Annotated in this window: 9 protein-coding genes; 4 read left to right on the top strand and 5 right to left on the bottom strand. The window is 71.0% G+C overall.

Going from position 1 to position 25,867, the window contains the following annotated elements:
* Positions 1-4 precede the first annotated feature (4 nt).
* From ACSMXO_RS28750 to ACSMXO_RS28735, 4 genes are read right to left on the bottom strand one after another with little or no spacing between them, the layout of a single operon-like run.
* Positions 5-259 carry an acyl carrier protein gene (locus tag ACSMXO_RS28750; RefSeq protein ID WP_455414601.1) on the bottom strand — a complete coding sequence of 85 codons (255 nt, stop codon included), beginning with the start codon at positions 257-259 and terminating at the stop codon, positions 5-7.
* A gap of 10 nt (positions 260-269) precedes the next feature.
* Positions 270-1,148 carry a 3-hydroxyacyl-CoA dehydrogenase family protein gene (locus tag ACSMXO_RS28745; RefSeq protein WP_455414600.1) on the bottom strand — a complete coding sequence of 293 codons (879 nt, stop codon included), beginning with the start codon at positions 1,146-1,148 and terminating at the stop codon, positions 270-272.
* Between the two features lie 34 nt (positions 1,149-1,182).
* Positions 1,183-2,379 (bottom strand): hypothetical protein, encoded by a 1,197-nt coding sequence (locus ACSMXO_RS28740; protein ID WP_455414599.1) that lies wholly within the window; start codon positions 2,377-2,379, stop codon positions 1,183-1,185.
* A gap of 8 nt (positions 2,380-2,387) precedes the next feature.
* The gene (locus tag ACSMXO_RS28735; protein ID WP_455414598.1) at positions 2,388-3,545 is read right to left on the bottom strand and encodes an acyl-CoA dehydrogenase family protein; all 1,158 of its coding nucleotides are present in this window, start codon (positions 3,543-3,545) and stop codon (positions 2,388-2,390) included.
* 521 nt (positions 3,546-4,066) lie between these two features.
* Between ACSMXO_RS28735 and ACSMXO_RS28730 the strand changes: the two genes are divergently transcribed.
* Genes ACSMXO_RS28730 through ACSMXO_RS28720 form a run of 3 tightly spaced genes read left to right on the top strand, consistent with a single transcriptional unit; the run spans position 4,067 to position 18,143 of the window.
* Positions 4,067-7,696: a non-ribosomal peptide synthetase gene (locus tag ACSMXO_RS28730; RefSeq protein WP_455414597.1), complete on the top strand. Its 3,630-nt coding sequence runs from the start codon at positions 4,067-4,069 to the stop codon at positions 7,694-7,696.
* Position 7,697: 1 nt separating this feature from the next.
* The gene (locus tag ACSMXO_RS28725) at positions 7,698-12,641 is read left to right on the top strand and encodes an amino acid adenylation domain-containing protein (protein ID WP_455414596.1); all 4,944 of its coding nucleotides are present in this window, start codon (positions 7,698-7,700) and stop codon (positions 12,639-12,641) included.
* A 51-nt stretch (positions 12,642-12,692) separates the two neighbouring features.
* Positions 12,693-18,143: a condensation domain-containing protein gene (locus ACSMXO_RS28720; protein ID WP_455414595.1), complete on the top strand. Its 5,451-nt coding sequence runs from the start codon at positions 12,693-12,695 to the stop codon at positions 18,141-18,143.
* An 11-nt stretch (positions 18,144-18,154) separates the two neighbouring features.
* On the opposite strand, the gene ACSMXO_RS28715 is transcribed toward ACSMXO_RS28720, so the two are convergent.
* Positions 18,155-18,889, bottom strand: a complete 735-nt coding sequence (locus ACSMXO_RS28715) for a class I SAM-dependent methyltransferase (protein WP_455414594.1) — start codon at positions 18,887-18,889, stop codon at positions 18,155-18,157.
* A gap of 333 nt (positions 18,890-19,222) precedes the next feature.
* Here ACSMXO_RS28715 and ACSMXO_RS28710 point away from each other — a divergent pair, with 333 nt between their 5' ends.
* Positions 19,223-25,831, top strand: a complete 6,609-nt coding sequence (locus ACSMXO_RS28710; protein ID WP_455414593.1) for an amino acid adenylation domain-containing protein — start codon at positions 19,223-19,225, stop codon at positions 25,829-25,831.
* Positions 25,832-25,867 lie beyond the last annotated feature (36 nt).

Genomic DNA, 25,867 nt, shown 5'->3' with positions numbered 1-25,867 from the left:
TGCGTCAGCCGGCCACGCCGCTGGCGGCGGCCCGCTTCGCCGCCACCAACCGCGCGACCCGGTCGATCGACCGCAGGTTTTCCAGGTCGAGATCCTTGTCGGTCATCGAGAACGAGAAGGTCCGTTCCAGCCACATCACCAACTGAACCGCGAACAGCGAGTTGACGTACCCGGCCGCGAACAGGTCCCGGGTGTCGGTGATCGGCATGCTGTTGAGATGCTGGCCGACGAACTCGCGGATCAGCTTCAGGTCGTCCACTCTGACCTCCTCAGCCATGGTTGCCGTCCCGGCCCTCGTACTCGAAGAAACCCGCACCCGCCTTGCGGCCCAGTCGTCCGGCCGACACGAGTTGTTTGAGCAGGACACACGGTCGGTACTTCGGATCCTCGAAGCTCTGCACGAGTACGGCGAGCGAGTCGAGCACCGTGTCGAGCCCGATCAGATCGGCGGTTTCCAGGGGGCCCATCCGATGACCGAAGCACTCCCGGAACAGGCGGTCGATCTCGGCGGCCGACGCTACCTTCTCCTGCAGCAGGAAGATCGCCTCGTTGATGGTGAGCATCAGGACCCGGTTGGTGACGAACCCCGGGGAGTCGGCCACGACGATCGAGTCCTTACCGATGTCGGCGAGCAGTGAGCGGGTCAGTGCCACGGTGTCCGGCTGGGTGTGGAATCCACGAATCACCTCGACCAGCGGCTTGTACGCCGCGGGGTTCATGAAGTGGGTTCCGATCACCTGGCCCGGGCGACCGGTCTGACCGGCGAGCCGGGTGATCGGGATGGCGGAGGTGTTGACCCCGAGGACGCAGCCTGGTGGACAGACCTCGTCGAGTCGGACGTAGAGCGGCTGCTTGACCTCCCAGCGTTCGGAGACGTTCTCCACCACGAAGTCGACACCACCCAACGACTTCAGGTCGGTTTCGAACGAGATGTGTGCCAGTACCTCGTCGACCGGCACCCGTGGCGCGCCGGTCAGCATGGGCAGTGTGCGTGCCTCGTTCGCGATCTCGGCGCGGGCGCGACTGAGCGCCTCCGCCCGGATGTCCACCAGTACGACCGGCAGTCCGGCCCGGGCGAACACGTGCGAGACACCGATGCCCATCGTGCCGGCACCGACCACGCCGACCCGGCGCACAGCTGATGCCATGTCTCCCCCTGTTCTCGATCTGTGGCGTGCGTGGTCACGGCCGGAGACTACGGGTGACCAGGTACTCGCGTACCGGCTCCGGCCACTCGGCGGGTTCGATGCCGTGCTGGCAGGCGAACGCGTACGCCAGCCGTTCCAGTCCGAACCCCGCACAGGCAGTGTGTGCCGTCTCGCCTGTCGGCAGGGTGATGCCGAACGACTCGGCGAAGAACCGGTCGTGGAAGTTGAAGGATCCGGCGGCGACCGTGTGGTCCGGCGCCACGGCGATCCGCAGCTCGTACTTCACCTCGAGCAGGCGCTGTGACCAGATCCGCTCGACCGTGTCCGGTGCGGCGAAGAACGGATCGTTGCCGACCTCGCAGCGGCCGGTCAGGCCGAGTTCGGTCACGAGGTCGTAGGCCGCGCGTTGCAGCGCGTCGCGCCGTCCGAGCACCCATTCACGGCCGCCGAGGAAAACCGCCTCCCGGATCGTGAAGTCCCACAGCCGTTCCAGTGAGCGGTGGTACCGCGACTCGTGCCGGTTCGAGCGCCCTCGGCTGGTGATCGCGGTCTCCGGCCTGACGAGGGAGCGGCCCGAAAGCTCGTGGAAGGTGTGGAAGCACATCGTCGGCGGCAGGCAGTAGTCCAGGTTGGCGCAGTGCCGCAGGGTCGACGGGCCGGGACCCGCCTCGCCATTCATCCCGGCGGCGAACGAGCGGTAGGTGTCGAGGTCGGTGCGGAGCCTGGTCGCGAACATCACGTGCTGGGGGAAGGCGGCGAAGTAGCCGCACCGGTGCAGTGCCGCCGTCGGGATCAGCGTCGGGTATCGGCGTTCCACCCCGCCTGCCGAGGCGATCAGGGCACGCAGCCGGCCGTCAAGGTAGTCGATCAGTTCGAGCATCGGTGTGCCGAGTGCCACCTGGCCCTCGCCGACCGGTGTCGCGATGCCGCGGTCGACCAGTTCCGCGAAGACGTCCCGGGGCAGTCGGTCCGGCTGCCCGGACCGCCAGACCACTCGGGGCTGCGACAGCCGTTGCGGGAGTACGTCGTCGGCGATCATTTCGTTGAGCCGCCGGGCGAGGTCCGCCCCGTCGACGGCCGCGACATCGACTGTCACCGCGACGATCTCGTCGGCGTCGTGTTCAAGCCGGAACCCGGTGATTGCTTCGGACACGAAGTGGATTCGCGAACTGAGCTGACTGGACAGCTGGGCCGGGACAGGGGTGAGCAGCCTGATGGTCTGCTGGGGCACGCGGGCTCCTAGGGTACGGGCAGGCCGACGAGAGACGAGATGATGTTGCGCTGGATCTCGGACGTGCCGCCGTAGACGGTCGTGGCGATCGTGTCGCGCAACTCGCGTTCGATGTCGAGGTCGTTCACCACACCCCGGGCCCCGTGTAGCTGTACGGCGTCGAGCGCACTGCCGACCAGCGACTCGCTGACGAAGAGCTTCAACAGCGAGGTCTCCAGAACCGCCAGTCGCCGCTCCCGTTTGAGCCAGCCGACCTTGTACAGCAGCAGTTGTGCGAGTTCCAGGCGCATCCGCATGTCCGCGATCCGGTGCGCCACGGACTGGAAGGTGCCGATCGGCCGGCCGAACTGACGGCGCTCGCCGGCGTACGCGACGCAGGTCTCGAAGAGCCGGCGCAGCACGCCGACCTGGGTGGCGAACATGAGGCCGCGCTCCCAGTCCATGCCCAGGGTGAACAGCCGGTACCCGGCACCTTCCCGGCCCAACAACGCGTCCGCGCCCACCCGGCAACCGGACAGCACCAGTTCGCCCATCGGGCACCCGCGAAGTCCGATCTTGCCGATTGCCCGACTGACCACGAGCCCGGGATTGCTCCGCTCGACCAGGAAGGCCGACAGCGCGTCCTGGGCGGGCTCGTCGGCGCCGGTGCGGGCGAAGACCACGAACAGGTCGGCCTCGGTACCGTTGCTGATGAAGGTCTTCTCGCCGTCGAGGACGTACCCGTCGCCGTCCCGCCGGGCGGTCGTGGTGATCGACAACACGTCCGATCCGCTGCCCGGCTCGGTCACCGCGTGCGCGCCCAGTAGGGACCCGTCACACATCGACGGCAGGTAGCGGGCGCGCTGGGACTCGGTTCCGTGCTCGACGAGGTAGCTCATGCAGGCCCAGACGTGGTTGTTGACGGCGAACACCAGGCCGTTGTCCCGGCAGGCGTAACCGAATGCCTCGTAGGCCAGCGCCGCGGTGAGCGGATCAAGGTCGGCGCCGCCGTGCCGGACCGGTGCTGGCCAGCCCAGGAGCCCGAAATCCGCGCACTTGCGCCAGCCCGCACGGTCGAGCGTTCCCGCGCGATCATGCTCGGCCGCTCGGTCGCCGAGTTCGGTTCTCGCGAAGTGCGTGACCCGCGCGCACAGGTCGCGCTGCGCGTCGGTCAGCGAGAAGTCCACCGCGCCCCGATCAGGCCACCGGACCTGCCTGCGGTCGCGGTCCGCGCCGCGTCCCGTGCGCGAGTTTCCATGCTTTCCTCCGTGGACGAACCATCCCGACCGGCTATGGCGGCCAGTCTTTCGACCTGGGGCACCGGCCCCCCACCACTGCGCCATCTGGACGCCACCGGCGCGGCCAAGGCGCAGGTCAGCGGCCTGCTGCCGCCCTTGCCGGCCCGCTGCGCAGCTGGTTATGTAGTCGTCCATGGATGTCCGGCGTCCGCCGGCATCGCCGGGGTTGTCCGCCGACGGGACGGCGATCCCGGAGGCACCGCCGCGGTTCTGGTGGAGTCGGTGCGCCACACGGCGTCGGAGCCGGCCGGCGGAGGGGCGGAGCCGGGGTGGCCCGTCACCGCCCGACCGTCGATGCCTGGGCTCTGCGGCTCCCGTGCGACGGCGACTCGACCAGCCACGATCACCGATCTGGCCCGCCGCCGGCGGCGCCGCCTAGCAAGGCGCTCTCGGCGTCGGAAGGGAAGCCCATGGACAGTCCGGCCCTGGGGCGGCGAGAGGCGGACCCGCCGATCGGCGATCCGGTCGCGGTCGTGGCTCGGATCTGGGCCGCTGTCCTGGACATCTCACCGGATCAGCTTCACCCGTCCGACAACTTCTTCGAACTCGGTGGCCATTCCCTGCTGGCGGCAAAGGTGCAGCTGCGGTTGCGCGACGAGTTGTCGGTAGCTGTCGCGGTGAGCGACGTACTCGGTGCCGCCACCCTGGCCGACCTGGCGGAGCGGGTCCGGACGGCGCCGCCGCTGCCCGCGCGCCCGGCAGCGCAGCAGGTCGAGCCGGTGCGCCCGGGACCGGCGGCTCCGCTCTCGGCCGGGCAGGAGCGGCTGTGGTTTCTGAACCGGCTGGAGCCCGCCAGCGCCTTCTACAACGTGGCGGTGCCGCTGCGACTACGCGGCCAGCTGGACGTCGCCGCGCTGCTGGATGCCGTGACCGCGCTGGTCGATCGGCACGAGATCCTGCGTACCCGGTTTCCGGCGCGCGGCGGTGAACCTTGCCAGGAGGTGACTAGCGCACGGCTGACCGTACCCGTCGTCGACTTCGCCGGGCTGCCCGCCGCCACCGCGCAACGCGCCCTCGACCGGCTGCTGCCCGAGGTCGCCCGGCAACCGTTCGACCTCGTGGCCGGACCGATCACCCGCTGCGTGCTGTTCCGCCGAGCCACCGCCGATCACGTCCTGATGCTCGCCGTACACCACATCGCCTGTGACGGAAGCTCGCTCGCGATAATGCTCTCCGAACTCGCCGAACTGTACCGGGCACGCCGGGCCGATGTACCGGCCGACCTGCCGTCTGCCGTCCTGCAGTACCGCGACTTCGCCCGGTGGCAGCGCGCCGAGATGCGCGATGCCGACTTCGCCGGACGGCTGGCGGAGTGGCGGGCCGTGCTGGCCGGTGCGCCCGGTGCACTGGCGCTGCCACCGGACCATCCTCGGCCGGCGGTCCAGACGTTCGCCGGGGCGACGTTCGAGTTCACCCTGGACGCGGCGCTCGGCGTCGAACTCACCGAATTCGCGCGAGCCCGCCGTGTCACGCCGTTCATGGTGGTGCTGGCGGTCTACGCCCGCACCCTGGCCACGTACGCCGAACAGTCCGAGGTCGTCATCGGCGTACCGACGATCGGCCGGGGACGGTCCGAGTTCGCCCGGACCATCGGCTTCTTCGTCAACACGTTGCCGCTGCGGGTGGACCTGTCCGGCGATCCGAGCCTCACCGACCTGCTCGCGCGGGTGCGAGACAGCTGTCTCGACGGGTACGACCGGCAGGACGTCCCGTTCGAGAAGGTGGTGGAGGTGCTGCGTCTGCCCCGGGACGTCAGCCGGACGCCGCTGGTACAGGTGCTGGCGTCGTGGCAGGAGGAGGACGCGTTGCCGGCGTTCGACAACCTCGCCGCCGAGATCCTGCCGGTCACCACCGGCACCGCCAAGCTCGACCTGTCCCTGTTCCTGGCGGCTGGTTCCGCCGGGGTCAAGGGCACCGTCGAGTACGCCACCGACCTGTTCGAGGCCGACACCGTCCGGTGCCTCGTCGACAGTTTCCGCACACTGCTCGGCGCCGCCCTGGCGGCGCCCGCCCAACCATTGTCGTCGCTGCCGTTGTTGTCGGTGCGGGAGTGGGGTCGGGTGGTGGGGGAGTGGGCGGGTTCTCGGGTGTGGTGGGGGGTGGGTGGTTGTGTGCATGGGTTGGTGGTGGGGCGTGGTGGGTTTGGTGCGGGTGGGGTGGCGGTGCGTGGTGGTGGGGTGGAGTTGTCGTTTGTGGGGTTGTTGGGTCGGGCGTGGGGGTTGGCGGGGGTGTTGCGGGGGTTGGGGGTGGGTCCGGAGGTTCGGGTGGGGGTGATGGTGGGTCGGTCGGTGGGTTTGGTGGTTGGGTTGTTGGGGGTGTTGTGTGCGGGTGGGGCGTATGTGCCGTTGGATCCGGAGTATCCGGTGGGGCGGTTGGAGTTGATGGTGGCGGATGCGGGGGTGGGGGTGTTGGTGGTGGGTCGGGATGTGGTGGGTCGGTTGGCGGGGTTTGGGGGTGTGGTGGTGGTGTTGGAGGACGTGGTGGGGGTGGTGGGTGAGCCGTTCGAGTCGGGGGTGGGGCCGGAGAATCTTGCGTATGTGATTTATACGAGTGGTTCGACCGGCACCCCCAAGGGCGTTGCGATGCCGCACCGAGCCCTGGTCAACCTCATCCGCTGGCAGTTGGACCGGTCGACGTTGACCGACCAACCCACGATGCAGTTTCCGCCGCTCAGCTTCGACATGTCGTTTCTCGACATCTTCTACACCCTCGCTGCGGGTCGTACCCTCGTGTTCCCGCCCGACGACGTCCGGCGTGATCCCAGCGCCCGCGTGCGGTTCGTCGCCGAGGAACGGATCGGCTGCTTCGTGTTGTCGCCCGCGGCGCTCCGACAGCATGCGGCAGCCACCGCCGCGCCCGACCTGGACACGGTGACGGAGTACATCAGCGCCGGTGAGCAGCTCACGGTCAACGACGACATCGCCAGACTCTTCGCCCGACCCACCGATCGGGTACTGGTCAACCAGTACGGTCCCACCGAGACCCACTGCGTCACCGCGTACGAACTGCGTGCACCGTCGACCACCTGGCCGGCCCGGGTGCCGATCGGGCGGCCGATCGCCAACTGCCGGGTGTACGTGCTCGACCGGCATCTCAAGCCGGTGCCGGTAGGCGTCGCCGGCGAGTTGTGCATAGGTGGCGAGGGACTGGCTCGCGGCTATCTCGGGCAGCCGGCGCTGACCGCTGCCCGGTTCTGTCCAGACCCGTTGGCTCCGGAGCCCGGTGGCCGGATGTACCGCACCGGCGACCGGGCGCGTTGGCGGCACGACGGCGAACTGGAGTTCCTCAACCGGCTCGACGACCAGGTCAAGATCCGGGGGTTCCGGGTGGAGCCCGCCGAGGTGGCCGCCACGCTCGCCCGGCACCCCGCGGTCGACCACGCCGTCGTGGCGGCACGCGGGGAGGCCGACGCCACACGCCTGGTCGCCTATGTGCGCGGGACGGGAACTCGGGCCTCCGCCGGGGAACTGCGGGCGTTCGTCGCCCGGACGCTGCCGGACTACATGGTGCCGAGCGCGTACGTGTACCTGGACGAGTTCCCGCTCACTCCGAGCGGCAAGGTCGATCGGCTGGCCCTGCCCGAGCCGCCGGCCGAGGCATCCCGTGCCACGCTGGCCCGGTTGGAACCGCCCGGCACCGACCTCGAGCGACGGATTGCCGAGCTGTGGGTACGGGTGCTCGGCCCGTCGACGGTCGGGGTGCGGGACAACTTCTTCGAGGTCGGCGGCAACTCGATCCTGCTGCAACGACTGCACCAGCTGATCGAGAGCGAATTTCCCGGTCGCCTGACGCTGGTCCAGTTGCTCACCAACCCGACGATCGCCACCCAGGCCGAGCGGCTGTCCACCGCCGCGGGTCCGGCTCCGGCTCCGGCGGTGGCCCACCCGGTCGGTGGCCCGGCGGCCCGGGTGAATCCGGCCGACCCGCAGGTGGCCAGCCCGCACCGGCTCCGCTCGCGGCGGGCCGCCCGGGGCAACGGCGCACCGCCAGGCGACGCCGGCGCAGCGCCCGCCCGGCAGGGCGCGGCGGAGGAGCACTGAGATGACCGAACCACGCGGGCGTCCGCGCGGCACCGACCTCGAGGCGATCCTGGTGGAGATCTGGACGGAGGTACTGGGGATCCCTGCAGCTGCGGTGGCGCGCACCGAGACGTTCTTCGCGCTTGGCGGCGACTCGCTGCTCGCCATCCAGGTCGTCGCCGCAGCAGCCGAGCGGGGCGTGGCCGTGACGTTGCAACAGCTCTACCGGCACAGGACGATCGCCGCCCTGGCGCCGGAGGTGACCGCCGGCGCGGGCCTCGCTGCCGGGACACCGACGCCGGCAGAGCCGGATTCTGGTCCTGTACGGCCGGTCGACGGTGCCGCCGTACCGGCGCCGTTCGCACTCGTCGCCGAAGCCGACCGGCGCCGGTTGCCGCCGGAACTCGTCGACGCGTACCCGTTGACCGCTCTGCAACAGGGCATGCTGTTCCACTCGTCGATGGAACCGGGCACCGCGATGTACCACGATGTCGCGGCCTACCATGTGCGGTTGCCGCTGGACGTGGCGCGGCTGCGGGCCGCCGCCGAGCAGATCGTCCACGTGTACCCCGTGCTGCGCACCGGGTTCGATCTCGTCACCTACAGCGAGCCGTTGCAGGTGGTCCGCCGGAGGGCGACCCTGCCGGTCGAGCTGGTCGACCACCGGGCACTGCCGGAGCAGGAGCACGCTGTGCGGGTGCGCCGTTGGCTCATCGCCGAGCAGAGCACCCCGATCGACCTCGACGTCCCACCGCTGTTCCGGACCGTGGCCTTCGACCGGCCGGACGGCTTCACGTTGGGGGTGAGCTTCCAGCACGCCACGGTGGACGGGTACAGCCTGGTGACGCTCCTCGGGGCGTGGCTGCGCCGGTACGCCGCGCCGGAGCGATCCAGGCCCGAGGAGCCAACCGGGGACCCGTACCGGGCGTTCGTCCGGGCCGAACGTCTCGCCTCCCAGTCCGCGCGGCATCGGTCGTGGTGGTCGGAGAAGCTGGCCGGCGCCGAGCCCGCAACCCTGCCGCGCTGGCCCCTGCCGGCCGATCCCCGGTTACGTGCCCAGCACCTTGACCTGGCCGTCGCATCCACGGTCGCGGCCCGGCTCCTGGCGGTGTCCCGGGCCGAGGGCGTCTCGGTCAAGCACCTCGCCCTCGCCGTCCACGTCTGGGCCCTCAGCCAGCTGGCTCCGTACGGCGACGTGGTCACCGGGCTCATCGTGAACGGCCGTCCGGAGTTGCCCGGTGCCGAGCGGGACGCCGCGCTCTTCCTGAACACCGTGCCGTTCAGGCTCACACCTGCCGGCGGCACCTGGCGCGAGCTGGTCGGCCAGGTCGTCGAGGAGGAGACAGCGCTGCTGCCACACCGGCTGGTGCCGTACGCGGTCATTCGTCGCCTGGTCGGGCGCGGCGCGGCGGTGGAGACGACCTTCAACTTCGTCCGGTTCCGGGGGCTGTCCGACCTTGGCCGGATCGACGGCATCGACGTGACCCCGATGGGCATGTACGAGGAGGCGAACTTCCCGCTCTCCGTCTACGTCATCGCCAGTCCTGACGGGTCCGGCCTGGACCTGCGGTTGCAGTACGACGGCCACCGCGTCGCGCCGGGACTGGTGCGGATGCTGGCCGACCTGTTCAGCGACGGGTTAGCCGCCATCGCGACGGATCCGGCCGCGCCGTACCCGGGGCGGCCAGGGGAGCCGGCCCGCCCGCTGCTCGATGCCGACGAGGGCACCGCCGCCACGGAGGACATTCGGGAGACGGCGGCGAGCCTGCTGAACATCGCGGTATCCGAGGTGGAGCAGGTGCTGACGCCGACCGTGACGCAGCGCGACCTCGTGCTGGAATACCTGCGCCGGCCGGCCGAGGCCACGCACTCGCTGGCCTTCTCCGTGCCACTCGGTCGCGATCTGGATGTGGCTCGCTGGCAGCGCGCGGTGGCCGCCGTGGTGGGCGGTGAACCGGCGCTGCGGACCCGGCTGGTGTTGCGGGACGGCCGGCCGTACCTGTGCGAGCTGGCGCGCGGCCGGACCGACGTCGAGATCGTCCGGCTCGGCGGGCCGGAATCACTGACCCATCTGGTGGATGCCCACGTACGCCACCCGTACCGGCTCCTGGACGACGAGCTGGTGCGGCACCTGCTGGTCGAAGACCAGGACGGGACATGGCACGCCGTGCTGGGCGCGCACCACGTCGCCGTCGACGGTGTCGGCGCCGGTATCGCGCTGAGCCGGATGGTGCGGGCCTATCTGGACGACGGTGAGCCCGGTGAGCCGAGCAGCCGGCCGACCTTCGCCGACTACGCGTCCGCGGTTGCGGACACCTTCGACCGCCCCGAGACCCTGGGCAGGTGGCGAAGTATCGCCGCCGGGCTGGTCCCGCTCGACACCATCGCGCCCGGCGAGGGCGACACCGGGCCGCGGGTCGACCGCGCGGTGGTCGACGGCGACCGGCTGCGGGCGCTGCGCGGGTACGCCGAGCAACTCGGCGTACACCCGGCCGCACCGCTGCTGGCGGCCTACTCCCTGGTGCTGGGCCGCTGCTTCGCGCCGGCCGGCGACTTCGTGGTCTACGACGTTCGTTCGGGCCGGGAGCCGGCGTACCGGGAAACCGTCGGCTGCCTCTTCCACGTCGTACCGGTCGTGGTGCCGTGGTCGTCCGGCCGGTACGAGTCCCTGGACGGCCTGGTCCGGCAGCACGCGGACGCCCGCCGCAGCCTCGGCGACGCGGCATGGGTCTCCGTGCTCGCCCAGCGTGCCGTGCTGCCCGCCGAACCGGTACGCATGCATTTCAACTACTACACCTTCACCCGCCTGCCCGGCGTCGACGGCCCGACCCGGATGCGGGTGTACGACGCGTTCCCCGTCGAAGAGGCACACCTCATCGTCGAGGATCTCGGTGACCGCATCGAGTTGTCGTTCCACTATCGGGTCGACCGGTTACCCGCGCTGGACCTCGCGCGGCGGGTGGGCTCGACCGTCGAGTGGATGTGCACCGGCGTCCGACGGCCTCGACCGCTCGCGCTCCGGACCTTTGTCGAGGACCTCCCGTTGTTGTCGGTGCGGGAGTGGGGTCGGGTGGTGGGGGAGTGGGCGGGTTCTCGGGTGTGGTGGGGGGTGGGTGGTTGTGTGCATGGGTTGGTGGTGGGGCGTGGTGGGTTTGGTGCGGGTGGGGTGGCGGTGCGTGGTGGTGGGGTGGAGTTGTCGTTTGTGGGGTTGTTGGGTCGGGCGTGGGGGTTGGCGGGGGTGTTGCGGGGGTTGGGGGTGGGTCCGGAGGTTCGGGTGGGGGTGATGGTGGGTCGGTCGGTGGGTTTGGTGGTTGGGTTGTTGGGGGTGTTGTGTGCGGGTGGGGCGTATGTGCCGTTGGATCCGGAGTATCCGGTGGGGCGGTTGGAGTTGATGGTGGCGGATGCGGGGGTGGGGGTGTTGGTGGTGGGTCGGGATGTGGTGGGTCGGTTGGCGGGGTTTGGTGGTGTGGTGGTGGTGTTGGAGGACGTGGTGGGGGTGGTGGGTGAGCCGTTCGAGTCGGGGGTGGGGCCGGAGAATCTTGCGTATGTGATTTATACGAGTGGTTCGACCGGCAGCCCGAAGGGCGCCATGAACCAGCACGACGGTGTCGTCAACCGGCTGCTGTGGATGCAGCGTGAGTTCGCCCTCGGCTCCGACGACGTGGTCCTGCAGAAAACCCCGTTCAGCTTCGACGTGTCGGTGTGGGAGTTCTTCTGGCCCCTGATCGCCGGTGCCCGGCTCGTACTCGCCGACCCGGGCGGGCACCGCGACCCGCTCTACCTACTGGACCTGATGGAGCGGGAGCGGGTAACCACCGTCCACTTCGTGCCGTCGGCCCTCCGGTACTTCCTCGACGCCGTACCGGCCGGCTGGGGCGGGCACCTCCGTCGCATCATCTGTAGCGGCGAGGAGTTGCCCGGCGAACTGCGTGACCGATGCCGGCAGGTCCTGCCGCACGTCGCGCTCTACAACCTGTACGGCCCCACCGAGGCGGCCGTCGACGTAACGGCGTGGGACTGCGCCGACGACGCGGGCGGCAACGTACCCATTGGGCGGCCCATCGCCAACGCGCGAACGTATGTTCTCGACGATGCCATGCGGCCCGTGCCGCCCGGCGTCGCCGGTGAGCTCTACCTGGGCGGCGTCCAGGTAGGACGGGGATATCTGGGACGCTCGGCGCTGACCGCCGAGCGTTTCGTGCCCGACTCCTTCGCCCGAGAGCCGGGCAGGCGGCTGTACCGGACCGGTGACCGGGCGCGGTGGCGCGCCGACGGTGTGCTGGAGTTCCTCGGCCGCCTTGACTCGCAGGTCAAGCTTCGGGGTTTCCGGGTCGAGGTCGGAGAGGTGGAGGCGGTACTGCGCGCGCAGCCGGGGGTACGCGACGCGGCGGTCGCGGTCCGGGAGGTGGCGGGCAGTCCCCGCCTGGTTGCCTACGTCGTGCCCGAGGCCGGAGCCGACCCACCCAGCCGAGCCGCCCTACACGCCGGCCTGGCGCATACGTTGCCGCAACATATGATACCGGGCCGCTTCATGCCCATTGTGGACCTTCCGAGGACGTCGAGCGGCAAGCTCGACCGTCGGGCGTTGCCGACGCCGTCCGGCGATATCGGTGCGGAACGGGTGTCCTCCGGACCGGCCTCCGACTTGGAACGCCGGATCGCCGCCGTCTGGTGCGACGTCCTGGGCCGGTCTGACATCGGCAGCGAGGACAACTTCTTCGACATGGGGGGCGACTCCCTCCTGCTGCTGCGAGTGCACGCCCGGCTGCGCGACTCGGTGGTCGAGGCGAGCGCGATCTCGGCCCTCGACCTGTTCGAACACCCCACGGTCCGGGCACTCGCGAGACTGCTCGGTGGGGAGGAGCCCGGCCCGCGCACGTCGGCGCGACACCGGCCGAGCCGGGATGCGAGGGCCGCGTACCGCGACGAACGGCGCGCGGCCCGGGACGCGGCCCAGCGCGACTGATACGCCAGCAATCCGCGGGCGGTTGCTGACCGGACGGGAGGGGACAGGGGTGTGACCGACGGGGACACCGGCTTGGAGATCGCCATCATCGGCATGGCCTGTCGGGTGCCGGACGCACCCGACGTGGAGACCTTCTGGCACAACGTCTGCGCCGGCCACGTCGCGATCCGGGAGCTTTCCGAGGCCGAACTGCTCGCGTCCGGGGTCCCCCGGTCGCTGCTGGCGGATCCGGCGTACGTCCGGGCAGCCGCCGTCGTCGACGGGGAGGATCTCTTCGACGCCGCCTACTTCGGCTACAACCCGCGGGAGGCACAACTGCTCGACCCGCAGCACCGGCTGTTCCTGGAATGCGCTGCGGCGTCGCTGCAACGCGCCGGTTACGACTCCGCCCGTTACCCGGGCCGGATCGGTCTGTTCGGCTCCGTCTCGGTCAACCTCTACCTGCTGCGCAACCTCTGGCCGAACGCAGCGCTGCACGAAGTCATGGGCGGCTTCCCGATGATGCTCGGCGCCGAGAAGGACTACCTGACCACCCGGGTGGCCTACAAGCTGGACCTGCGGGGGCCCGCCGTGACGGTCCAGACCGCCTGCTCCAGTTCGCTGGTGGCCGTGCACCTGGCGGTGCAGGCGCTGCTCGGCGGCGAGTGCGACCTGGCGCTCGCCGGTGGGGTCACCGTGCGCGTGCCGCAGCGGGTGGGATATCTGGCCAACGAGTCGGGCATCCTCTCTCCCGACGGGCAGTGCCGCCCCTACGATCTGGACGGGCAGGGCATCGTCACCGGCAACGGAGTCGGTGTGGTCGTCCTCAAACGACTGGCCGAGGCGCAGGCCGACGGTGACGACATCACCGCGGTGATCCTTGGCTCGGCAATCAACAACGACGGAATCGCGAAGGTCGGCTTCACCGCACCCGGTCACACCGGGCAGACCGACGTCATTCGGGCAGCACTCGGGGTCGCCGGGCTCGGCGGGCCGGCCGTCGGTTACGTCGAAGGGCACGGTACCGCCACGCCACTCGGCGATCCGGTGGAGGTGGGCGCGCTGACCGAGGCGTTCGGTGGTGCCCGGGAGGCTCCCTGGTGTGCGCTGAGTTCGGTCAAGGCGAACCTTGGCCACCTCGACACCGCCGCCGGAGTGGTCGGCCTGATGAAGGCGGCGCTGGCGGTCCGGGACGGGCTGGTACCTCCGCACCCCACCTTCCGGCGCCCCAACCCCAACATCGACTTCGACGGCAGCCCCTTCTTCGTACCGACCGGGCTGCGGAAGTGGCCGATTCCAGGGCCCCGCCGGGCAGGGGTCAGCTCGTTCGGCATCGGCGGCACCAACGCGCACGTCGTGCTGGCGCAGCCACCGGAACCGGCGCCCGCGGATATCGGTCTGGCGCGCGAGTACCTGCCGGTCTCGGCCCGCACCCCCGAGGCATTGTCGGTCGCCACCCGGCAGTTGGCCGACGCACTGGCGGCGCGGCCCGACCTGGCGCTGGCGGACGTGGCCTACACGACGCAGGTCGGTCGGGGTGTGCACGAGTACCGGCGGGTGGTGCTGGCCGGCGACACCGCTACGGCCGGGACCGCGCTGCGGAACGGCGGTGGTGTCACCGGTTCCGTCGCGGGACGCGGATCCACCCGCGTGGCGTGGCTGTTCGCCGGCCAGGGGAGCCAGTACGTGGGGATGGGCGCGGGCCTGTACCGGGACGAGCCGGTGTTCCGGCGGACGCTCGACGAGTGCGCGGAGATCCTCGCGGGTCACCTCGACACGGACCTGCGCGAGCTGCTGTTTTCCTCGGCCGACCGGTCAGCCGGGGACCGCTTGCGCCGCACCGAGTACGCGCAACCCGCGCTGTTCTCGCTCGGGTACGCGCTCGCCCGGACGCTGCGTCAGCACGGCATCACACCGGACGCGATGCTCGGACACAGCCTCGGCGAGTATGTGGCGGCGCAGCAGGCCGGGGTCCTCGACCTGGCGGATGCCCTGTCTCTGGTCGCCATCCGGGGCCGGCTCACCGCCACCCGGCCGGCCGGCGCCATGCTGGCCGTTTCGCTGCCGCCGGACGAACTCGCCCCGCTGTTGCCCGACGGCAGTGCACTCGCGGCACACAACGGTCCTCGCCTGTCGGTCGCCTCCGGCCCGGTCGAGGAGATGGCGGCACTGGCCGCGCGACTCGTGGACTGCGACGTCTGGCACAAGCGGTTGCGCACCTCACACGCGTTCCACTCCGCGATGTTGGACGAGATCCTGCCCGCGTACCGGGCCGCGGTGGCCACGGTCCCGCTGCGAGCGCCGCTCACCCCGTTCGTCTCCAACGTCACCGGCACGTGGATCACCGACGAGGAGGCAACCGATCCGGACTACTGGACGACTCAACTGCGCTCGCCGGTCCGGTTCACGGAAGGTCTCGACACCTTGCTGCGGGCGGGCGTGAGTGCCTTCGTCGAACTCGGCCCGCGACCGGCGCTCGGCGCACTGGTGCCCCGGCGCGACCCGGCCCCCGTTGTCGTGTCGGTGCTGGACCCGGCCACCGCGGCGGACGTTGACGCGTACGGTGCCGCCGTCGCCCGGTTGTGGGTCGAGGGCGTACCGGTGGACTGGCGCGGTGGCCGGCGTGGCGAGCACCGCCGCCGCGTGCCGCTGCCGACGTATCCGTTCCAGCGGCGACGGTTCTGGATCGACCCGCCGGTCGAGGCGACCGACGGGTACGGGGTGTTGCGGCTGCGCGCCTGGCGATCGGTGTCGGCGACGCCGGCCGCGACATCCGGCACCGCCGTCGTCTGTGCCGACCCGCCGGTCGCCAAAGCGATCGAGTCCGCCCTCGCCAGCCGCGGACACCGGGTGCGTCACCTCGACCCCGACCCGGACGTGGCGGCTGCACGGTACGCCGCCGCGGTGGCGGGTTGGACCGAACCCCCAGTGGTCGTGTGCGCGCGGCTCCCCCTGTCAGCACTCGAGACCGGGTTGGGCCGCCTGGCCGACGCGGTGACCGATGCGGCGCTCCCCGCAGCCCGGCTGATCGTCGCCGGGGACGGCGTACTGGCGGTCGAGAGTGCCGACATGACCGGCGTGGACGGTGCGGCGCTGCGTACCGCGGCGGCGCTGGTGGCCGGTGGCCGGCTGCGTACTCAGGTGGTGGACCTGGGCGGCGTCTCCACCGCGGACGCGGCGGCCATCCTGGCCCGCGAGGTCGGCGGGCGGGCCGACACCGACCTCGTCGCCCACCGGGGGCAGCGCCGCTGGGCGGTGTACCATTCGCGGCCGGTGCTCGGCGAACGCGGCGACGGATGGTTGCCCAACGGCGCACGGTGCCTGCTGATCGGCCCGGGTGACGAGGCGGCCCTCCTCGCCCGCGCACTGGTGCAGATCCTCGATGCCCGGGTGGCGGTGACCGAGGAGGCGCGCGACGTCGCGCTTCCGGACAGCGTCGTCCTGCTGGACGGCGCCGGCCCTGCGCTCGTCGCCGCTGCGGGCGCCGCCTTCGCGGGTCTCGACGCCGTGTTCTGGCTTGTCCCGGAGGCCCGGCCGGGTGACGACGGGCAGGCCCGCCCGGCACGGGTGGTATCGGCGGTCCAGGGCATGCTCTCGGCGCTCGACGCCGCCGCAGCGGAGGCCGGAATCGGGGTGCGGGTCGCGCACGTGCGCAGGGCGGTGGGTCAGCCGGACGTGGCAGGCCCGTGGGAGTCCGCGATCGAGGCACTGGCGCCGCACTGGGTAGTCGCCGGATTCGCCGCCGAGGCCGACGGGCGGCGGAGACCGCTGCTGGCCGACTACCTGGAGTTGCTGGCGCGGAGCCGGCCCGACCGGATCAGCGTCGGACCCGGTCCGAACCCGGCCGCTGTGCTGCCCTTGGCGGCCGCCGACGAACCGGCACCGGCCGACACCGGTGACGGGCGCCGGCGCACGCCGACCGAAGCAGCGGTGGGCGAGATCTGGCGGGAGCTACTCGGCACCACTAGCTTCGGCGACGACGACGAGTTCTTCGCCGTGGGCGGCCATTCCCTGCTCCTCGCGCAGCTCGCGGCGGTGATCCGGTCTCGCTTCGGGGTCGATGTCACCATGCGGGAGCTGCTCGCCGGCTCGACCGTGACGGCGATGGCCGCACGGATCGAGCGCGGCCAGGGGCCGGCGGACGCGGTGCCGGCCCTGATGTGCCGACCGATCGAACCGGGGGAGCCGGCGCCGCTGACCCCGGCGCAGCTCAATATATGGTTCCTCCAGCACCTCGCGCCGGGCAACCTCTTCTACACCCTGACGAACGTCATGCGGATCGCCGGAGCGCTCGACGTCGCGACGTTTGGCCGGGCGTGGGTCGAACTCGTCCGCCGGCACGAACTGCTGCGCAGCCTCTTTCCCGTCCGGGACAGGCGGCCGGTCCAGATCGTACAGCCGCCGGAGGTCGCGGATCTCCCCGTGTTCGACCTGTCGGCCCTTCCGCGCGGGCGCCGGGAGGGCGAGCTGGTCCGACTGAGCCGCTCGGTCGCCGCAGACGTGGTCGAGATCGGCAGCCGGCTGCCGGCGCGGGCGCTGTTGCTCCGCCTCGCGCCGGAGGAGTACGCCCTGTGCCTGGCGCTGCACCACATCGTCGTCGACTACTGGTCCGTGACGATCCTGCTCGACCAGCTGTTCGAGCTGTACGTGTCCGGCGCGGATGTGCCGGAACCCGCGGTCCGGTACAGCGACTACGCCCGCTGGGAGAACGAGCAGCGGGACACCGACGCGTACCGCGAGCAGCTGGCCTACTGGACCGAGCGGTTCGCCACCTGTACGCCCGTACTCGAACTCCCCGCCGACCATCCACGGCCACCGACGGCGACCTTCCGGGGCGGCTGGCAGCCGCTCGCCGTACCCCGCGAGGTGGCGGCGCGGGTGGAGGCGGTCGCACGCGAGTTCGCCGCCACGCCGTACATGGTGCTGCTCGCCGTGTTCCTGTCCCAGTTGCACGCACTCACCGGCGAGACCGACCTGAGCGTCGGCAGCTACGCGGCCCACCGGCCGCTAGCCGAGCTGGACCGTGTGATCGGCCTGTTCGTGCGGACGCTCGCGCTGCGTACCGATGTGTCCGGCGAGCCGACGTTCGGTGAGGTGGTACGGCGAGTCCGGCAGACCTGCGTCGAGGCGTACGACAACGCATCGGTCTCGGTCGAGGAGGTGCTCCGGGCGTTGCGCCTGGAGCGGGATGGGGCCCGTAATCCCCTCTTCCAGTGCATGCTGCTCCTCGAAACCGCACCGGCGCCGTCGCCACGGGTGCCCGGGCTGGACGTGGCCGTCACGGCTGTCGAATCCGGCACGGCCAAATTGGATCTGCTGCTGGTGCTCTACCCGGCCGAGACCGGGCTGGTCGGGTTCCTGGAGTACAGCAGGGATCTGTTCGAGCCGGGGACGGCCGAGCGGTTGGCCGAGCAGTTCGTCGAGATGGTGGCCCGTGCTACGGCCGAGCCCGCCGCACCCCTCGCCGCCCTCGCGCAAGAAGTGCCGCTCCGGCCCGCCCCGGACGTCCGCAAGTCGCCATGAAGCGCCCTTCGCTAGTCCTGACCGGACTGCGCGACGACGCAGAAACCGACGCGGTTTTCCGTGCGCCACAGCCGGTTGAGGCCGCACGTGGCGAGAAGCTCGTCGAGGTGGACCGGCGAGAACGACTGCGAGAAGAAGTCGTCGTCCCCGGTGAACAGGGTGCCGCCGTACGGCCCAGGCCCGACGTTCAGCGCCTTGATGCCGCAGGCGTCGTAGTAGCGGTGCCGGACACGGGTGGTGGGCTCGCGGCCGTTGAACACCGACACGTGTAGCAACGCTCCGGATTTCGATACGCTCCGCAGCACCGCGCCGGGGTCCGGGCAGATGCCCAGGAAATTGAACGGCAGGTGGACCAGGGGGCGTCGGGCTTCGACCGCCGACCACCACTGTTCGTGTGCCAGTGCGTCGGCGACCAACGCCTTTGCCTGATTCTCCAGACCTTCCTCGGAGATGCGGGCGCGCAGCCGCGTGACCGCGGTGGCGTCGATGTCGATTCCCAGGTAACCGACGTCGGCGACCCGGGAGATCTCCAGGGCCCGCCCGTCGTAACAGCCCAGCTCGATGATGGCGTCGCGTCCATAACGGGTGGTGGAGTCGAAGACCGTGACGCTCTCGAGCTGCAGCAGGGACAGCAGCTCGTCGGGAAAGTGCGCGACCCGCATGATCAGCGACGAAGCCTGCGAGCACCGGTAGAATCCTGAGTTGGCCGGGCGGGCCAGATCATGCGGCGCTCCTTGAACCTGCACTGGCCCCCGAGCCTCCGTAGGTAGGATCGCGGCTCGAGTCGGATCCTCGGGCCCGCGAATCGAGGCAATGCGTCGCCGCCTCCACCCGTTATTGTTTACAACCTCGCCTCACCAACCTGCCACCGTATCGCCCATTACATGGCCATCGCCGCGCTCATCGTCCCGTCATCGCGATGATCGGTCCGCCTTCCGGTCGGGAATGCGGCTGTATTCTGGATCGCGTCGATCAGGGTTGATGCGGATGGCGCGTCGAATACCCGAACTCGTGCGAGAACGAATGCGTGGCCTCCGGGAGGATGCCGAAAGGAAGTCCGCCGGAAACACTCGCCGATAATGGACCCGCCGGCGCCCATAGGATTCGGCGGGGCACCGGCGACGGGTGCGGTGCCCTCGCCCCGCGTCGGTCGTCGCCCGACGGTGAGCCAGACCGGTCGTAGTCGTGAGGAGACGTCGTGTGGCACATCCGGTTGGACCCTTCCCCGCGCGGCGGCCGTCCGCGGCCAGTTGACCGGGCACGCCGGCGTGGCTGAGCAATCCAAGCCGGCTGGCCGCCCGCACCGGGCCGCCGACCGGCTGTCCGCCGCGCAGCGAGCCGCCGTGGAGCAGAGGCTGCGCCGGGAAGTACACCGAGGGCAGCTAGGTCCGGGCGCCGGGCGCGCCGGGCGTACGCCGTTGTCGTACACGCAGCAGCGGTTGTGGGTATTTCAGGAAATCTTCCCCGAGAGCGTGGCATACCACGTGCCGTGTGCCCAGCGGCTGGTGGGTCCTCTGAAGGTGACCGCGCTGGAGCAGGCCGCCTGCGACGTCGTGGACCAGCACGACGTACTCCGGACGACCTTCGACGTCGACGGAGAGCCGGTCCAGGTCTCCCGCGACCGGTCCCGGCTGGCCATGCCCGTTACGGTCGCGCCGGGCGCGACGGAGCGGGAGCGCGTCGAGTGGACGCGCGTCACCGCCCGGCAACGCCTGCACGAACGGTTCGACCTGCGCCACGGCCCGCTGCTGCGGGCCGAGCTGATCCGGCTGGGCGTCGAGGATCACGTCCTGCTGCTGTGGTTCCACCATCTGATCTGTGATTACTGGTCGATGGGCGTCCTCTTCGACGAGATATCCGAGCGGTACCTGGCACACATCGGCGGGCAGCCGCCGCCGGCCGGCGAGCCGCCCTTGCAGTACGCCGACTTCGCGCTATGGCAACGGGAGTGGCTCTCCGGTGAGCGCCTCGACCGGCAGCTCGGGTACTGGCGTCGCCAACTCGACGGCGTACGCCCGCTCGAACTTCCGGTCGACCGGCCCCGGCCCGCCATCCAGAGCTTCGAGGGCGTGCGGGAGCGGGTGACCGTGCCGCGTTCCGTTGTCGCCGCCCTAGCCGAGACCGGCCGCAAGCACGACGCAACCCTCTTCATGACCGTCACGGCCGCCCTGGCCGGCTTGCTCGCACGCTACACCGGCCAGCACGATGTCGCCGTCGGGGCAGCGGTGGCCAACCGTCCCCGGCCGGAGTTCGAGCCGATGCCCGGGTTCTTCGTCAACATCCTCGTGATCAGGGCGGATCTCCGGTTGGACCCGAGCTTCGAGGAGCTTCTCGGCCAGGTCCGGGAAACCACCCTCGGCGCTTACGAACATCAGGACGTGCCGTTCGACAAGCTGGTCGAGGTGCTGCGGACGGATCGGGACCTGAGCCGGATGCCTCTGGTCAACGTCGGCCTGTCGTTGCTCAGCGCGGCTCGTCCCGCCCTGCTGGAGATCCCGGGTGTCACCACGAGTGAGTTCGCGTTCGACCCCGGTATCGCCAAGTTCGACCTCGACTTCTCGGTGGCGGAGGTCGTGGGCGAACTGGTCATCGACGTCGACTACCGTCGTGACCTGTTCGACCGGGCCACCATCGCGGAACTGTCCACCGCGCTGGTCGCGATTCTGACCTCGGCGGCGGCCGATCCGACGGCGCGGGTGTCCGACCTCGGCCGACCGGCTCATCCGGCGGTCCGGGCGGCGGCCGGTCGGCCGGCACCCGGTACCTGCGTGCACCACTTGATTGAGGAGCGGGCCCGAGACCGGCCGGCCGCTGTCGCCGTCGTCGAGGCGGGGCCGTCGCCGGTCGGCGACGACCGGTCCGCCAGCTACGGCGAGCTGAACCGGCACGCCAACCGCCTGGCTTGGCGGCTGCGCGCATTCGGGGCCGGGCGTGGCACGGTCGTCGGTGTCTGCGCCGACCGGTCGGCCGGCCTGGCCGCCGCTGCCCTGGCGGTACTCAAGGCCGGCGCGGCCTACCTGCCACTCGACCCGGCTCAACCAGCCGAGCGGCTGGCGCTGATGCTGGCCGACGCCGGGGCGTCGGTCGTGCTGAGCCGGTCGCACCTCGTCGACCTCTTGCCGCCGACGGTCACCGTGGTCGACCTAGATGACGGAGCTGCGGGGTACCCCGCCGACGATCCGCCGCACACCGTCAGGGCCGGCGACCTCGCGTACCTCATCTACACCTCCGGCTCCACCGGAGCACCGAAGGGCGTCGAGATCGAGCACGGCGCGCTGGTCAACCTGATTCGCTGGCACTGCCAGACATTCCAGGTGGGGGTGGCCGACCGTACCTCCTGGTTGACCGCGGTCGGCTTCGATCCGTCCTGGTGGGAACTGTGGTCGAACCTGGCAGCAGGCGCCACGGTGGTGGCGGGCGGTGACGAGGTCCGCCGGGAGGCCCACGGGTTGCCGAGCTGGCTGGTCGACAACGACATCACCGTCGCGTACCTCGGCGCGCCGCTGGCCGAGATCCTGCTGAACCGTCCGGAGCCGTCACTCGGCCGACTGCGGATCCTCTTTGCCGGCGGCGATCGGCTGGTCGGTCGGCCGGCTCCGGGGGCCGGATACCGGCTTGTCAACCTCTACGGGCCCACGGAATGCACGGTCAACGCGACCTACGGTGCGGTCGGCCCGGCCGACGCGTCGACGGCGGGGCCGCCGTCGATCGGCCGGCCACTGGAGGGTAACGAGGCGTACGTGCTCGACCGGTGGGGCCGGCCGACGCCGGTCGGCGTGATCGGTGAACTGTTCATCGGCGGGGCCGGCGTCGGTCGGGGGTACCGTAACGCGCCCGGACTGACCGCGGCGCGTTTCGTGCCAAACCCCTTCGGCCCCGGGCGGCTGTACCGGACGGGCGACCTGGTCCGCCGGTCCCGCGACGGCGAACTGCACTTCGTCGGCCGGGCCGACGACCAGGTGAAGATACGCGGACACCGGGTCGAACTCGGCGAGGTCCAGCGGGCTCTCAGCCGACACCCTGCGGTGCGCGAGGCGGTGGTCGTGCCGTCGACCACTCCGGACGGTGACGCGTGCCTGGTCGGGTACGTCACCTCGACGGCTCGCCCGGACGACCTGCGGCACTGGGCGGCCCGGTCGTTGCCGGCGTACATGGTGCCGGCCGCGGTGGTCGTCCTCGACGCGTTGCCGGTCAGCGCGACCGGAAAGGTGGACCGCGCGGCGCTGCCACCCCCAGTCGTCGCGATGCCGTCCGGTTCACGCGCCCCGACGTCACCGCGGGAAGCCGTGCTGTGCCGCCTGTTCGCCGAGACGTTGGGCGTGCCGAGCGTCGGTACGGACGCCGACTTCTTCGCCCTCGGCGGTCACTCCCTGCTGGCCACCCGACTCGTCACCCGGATCCGCGCCGCGCTGGGCGTCGAACCTCCGATCCGGCTGCTGTTCGAGGCACCGACGGTCGCCGGGCTGTCGGCCGCACTGGACACGTTGGCGGCGGGCCGGCCACCGGTACGCCGCCAGCCACGTCCGCCGGCGGTACCACTGTCGTACGCCCAGCGAGGGTTGTGGTTCCTGCACCGGCTGCATCCGGACGCCGCCACGTACCACATTCCCCTGGCCTGGCGGCTCAGGGGTGCGCTGGACGTCAACGCCCTGCGGTCGGCCGTTCTCGACGTGGTAGCGCGACACGAGAGCTTGCGCACGGTCATCACCGAAGTGGCCGGGCAGCCGCGGCAGGTTGTCCGCGCCCCCGCCGACGTGCCGCCGCTCGCGGTGGTGCCGGTCGACACCGAGGAGGAGTTGGCCCGACGGATCGGATCGATCACACTGCGCGGATTCGACCTTGCGACCGACGCACCGCTGCGGGTCACGCTCTTCCAGCGCGGTCCGGACGAGTCCGTGCTGCTGGTCGTCCTGCACCACATCGCGGCCGACGGCTGGTCGCTCGGCCCGCTGCTGCGCGATCTCGCCGTCGCGTACCGGGCCCGCCGTGCGACCGCGGCGCCGGACTGGGCACCACTGCCGGTCCAGTACATCGACTACACCCTCTGGCAGCGTTCGCTGCTGGGTGACTCCGACGCCTGGACCGAGGTCGCCGCGGACCAGCTCCAGCACTGGACCGGCACCCTGCACGGGCTGCCGGAGCGGCTGGCACTGCCGCTGGACCGCACCGGGTCCACGCCCCTCGACCAGCGCGGCGACACCGTGTCGTTCGCGCTCTCGTCGCAGCTGCACGGCCGCCTGGTGGACCTGGCCCGGGACAACCAGGCCACCGTGTTCATGGTGTTGCAGGCGGCGCTGGCCGCGGTGCTGTCCAGGCTCGGCGCCGGCCCGGACATCCCGCTCGGCACAGTGGTGGCCGGACGGGTCGACCAGGCGCTGGAGGATCTGGTCGGCTACTTCGCCAACACCCTGGTGCTGCGGGTCGACACCGGTGGCGATCCCACCTTCCGCGAGCTGCTCGGCCGGGTACGCGACGTCGACGTGGCCGCGTACACGCATGCCGACCTGCCGTTCGAGGTACTGGTCGAGGCGTTGCGCCCGACCCGTTCGCTGAGCCACCATCCGCTGTTCCAGGTGATGCTCGTGTTGCAGAACGCCGCGCGGGGAGGGCTCGAACTGGCCGGGGTGACCGCGCTGCCGGAGCCGACGAGCATCGGCGCGGCCCGGTTCGACCTGACCGTGAGCCTGACCGAACAGCACACCCGCGACGGCGCGCCCGCTGGGTTCACCGGGATCGTGGAGTACCGGACGGGACTGTTCGACCGGTCAACCATCGACCTGGTCGTCGAGCTGTACCGGCGGTTCCTGCACGGTGTCGCGGCGGACGCCGGAAGGGCGGTCAGCGAGGTGGAGCTGGTCACGCCGGAGGAGCGGCGCGAACTGCTGGCCCTGGGCAGTGGCAGCCGGCGGGCGGTACCGCCGGTCACCATTCCCGACCTGTTCGACCGGCAGGCGGCGCGCGACCCCGGGGCACCGGCGGTCTGGTACGGCGACCAGGTGCTCAGTTACGCCGCGTTGAACGGGCGGGCCAACCGGCTGGCCCGGTTGCTGATCGGTCGTGGAGTCGGCCCCGAGCGGTTGGTGGCGCTGGCCCTGCCCCGCGGGCCGGACCTCGTCGTGGCGCTCCTCGCGGTACTGAAGGCCGGCGGGGCGTACCTGCCGGTGGCGTTGGACCATCCGCCGGCTCGGATCGCCGACATGATCGCCGATGCCCGGCCGGTTCTGCTCGTCACGACCGGCGGGGTTGCCGACCGGCTCCCCGGCACGGTGCCGCAGCTCCGGCTCGACGATTCCGGAACCGCCGAGTGGCTTGCCCGCCAACCGGGGACCAACCCGGCGGACACCGACCGGACCGCTCCGCTGTCGCCTGCGAATCTCGCCTACGTCAGCTACACGTCCGGTTCGACCGGGCGTCCGAAGGGCGTTGCCGTGGCACATAGCAGCGTCGTCAACATGGCGGCCTGGGCAAACGCGGAGCTGGGGCGGGAGCGGCTGGCCCGGGTGCTCGCCGGTACCTCGTTGACGTTCGACGTGTCAGTCTTCGAAATCCTCGCGCCGCTACTCGCCGGCGGCAGCATCGAGATCGTCGATGACCTGCTGGCCCTGCTGAGCGGCCGGTGGCGAGGCAGCCTGTTGTGCGCCGTGCCGTCGGCGTTGTTGAACGTCGTTGCCCACGGCAGCCCGGACCTGGACGTCGACGCCGTTCTGCTGGGCGGGGAAGCGATCACCGCGCCGCTGGCCCGTGGCCTGCGCCGCGCACTTCCCGGGCCCACGCTGGCGAACGGCTACGGACCGACGGAAGCGACCGTGTACGCCACCGTTCGCCCCGCCGTCGACCAGGACAACCCGACGTCGATCGGTCGTCCCATCACCAACACCCGGGTGTACGTCCTCGACTCCCGGCTGCGTCCGGTCCCACCGGGCGTCCAGGGCGAGCTGTATCTGGCCGGCGCGGGTCTGTCCCGGGGCTACCTGAACCGGCCCGGCCACACTGCGAAGTCATTCCTCGCCGACCCGTTCGGCCCGGCCGGTTCCCGGATGTACCGCACCGGAGACCTGGTCCGGTGGACCACTGATGGGCAGCTCGACTTCGTCGGACGCGTGGACCACCAGGTGAAGATCCGGGGTATCCGCGTCGAGCTCGGCGAGATCGAAGCCGTCCTTGCCGAGGATCCGGCCGTTGCGCATGCCGTCGTGGTCGTGCGGGATGCCCCGCCCCTGGGCGCTCTGCTGGCCGGCTACGTCGTGCCCCGGCCCGGCGGTCGGGTCGATGCCGAGGAACTGCTCCGTGGACTGCGCGAGCAGCTTCCGGCGTACATGGTTCCCTCCGCCCTCGTGGTGCTCGACCAACTGCCGCTGAGCACCAACGGCAAGGTCGATCGGGCGGCCCTACCCCGGCCGGACGTCGGACTGTCTGCGTCGGGGACAGCAAGCGGTCCCGAGGAGGCCACCGTACGCGAGATCTTCGCGGATGTACTGGGCCAGACCCGCGTCGGTGTCGACGACGACTTCTTCGCGCTCGGCGGCCATTCGCTCCTGGCGATTCAGCTACTGGCCCGGATGCAGTCCGCGTTCGGGGTACGACTGCCGATACGCCTGTTGTTCGACAACTCCACGCCACGCGCACTTGCCGCCGAGGTGGCGCGGCGAACCGGTGCCCGGGCCCAAGGCGAGGGAGCGCGACAGTGAAGGCGACCGGTCGGTTGGACCGTCGGTGGGGTGTCC

The organism is Plantactinospora sp. DSM 117369 (genome assembly GCF_053764795.1).
The sequence above is the reverse complement of the archived record's forward strand: the minus strand, read 5'-3'. Positions and strand labels throughout refer to the sequence as shown.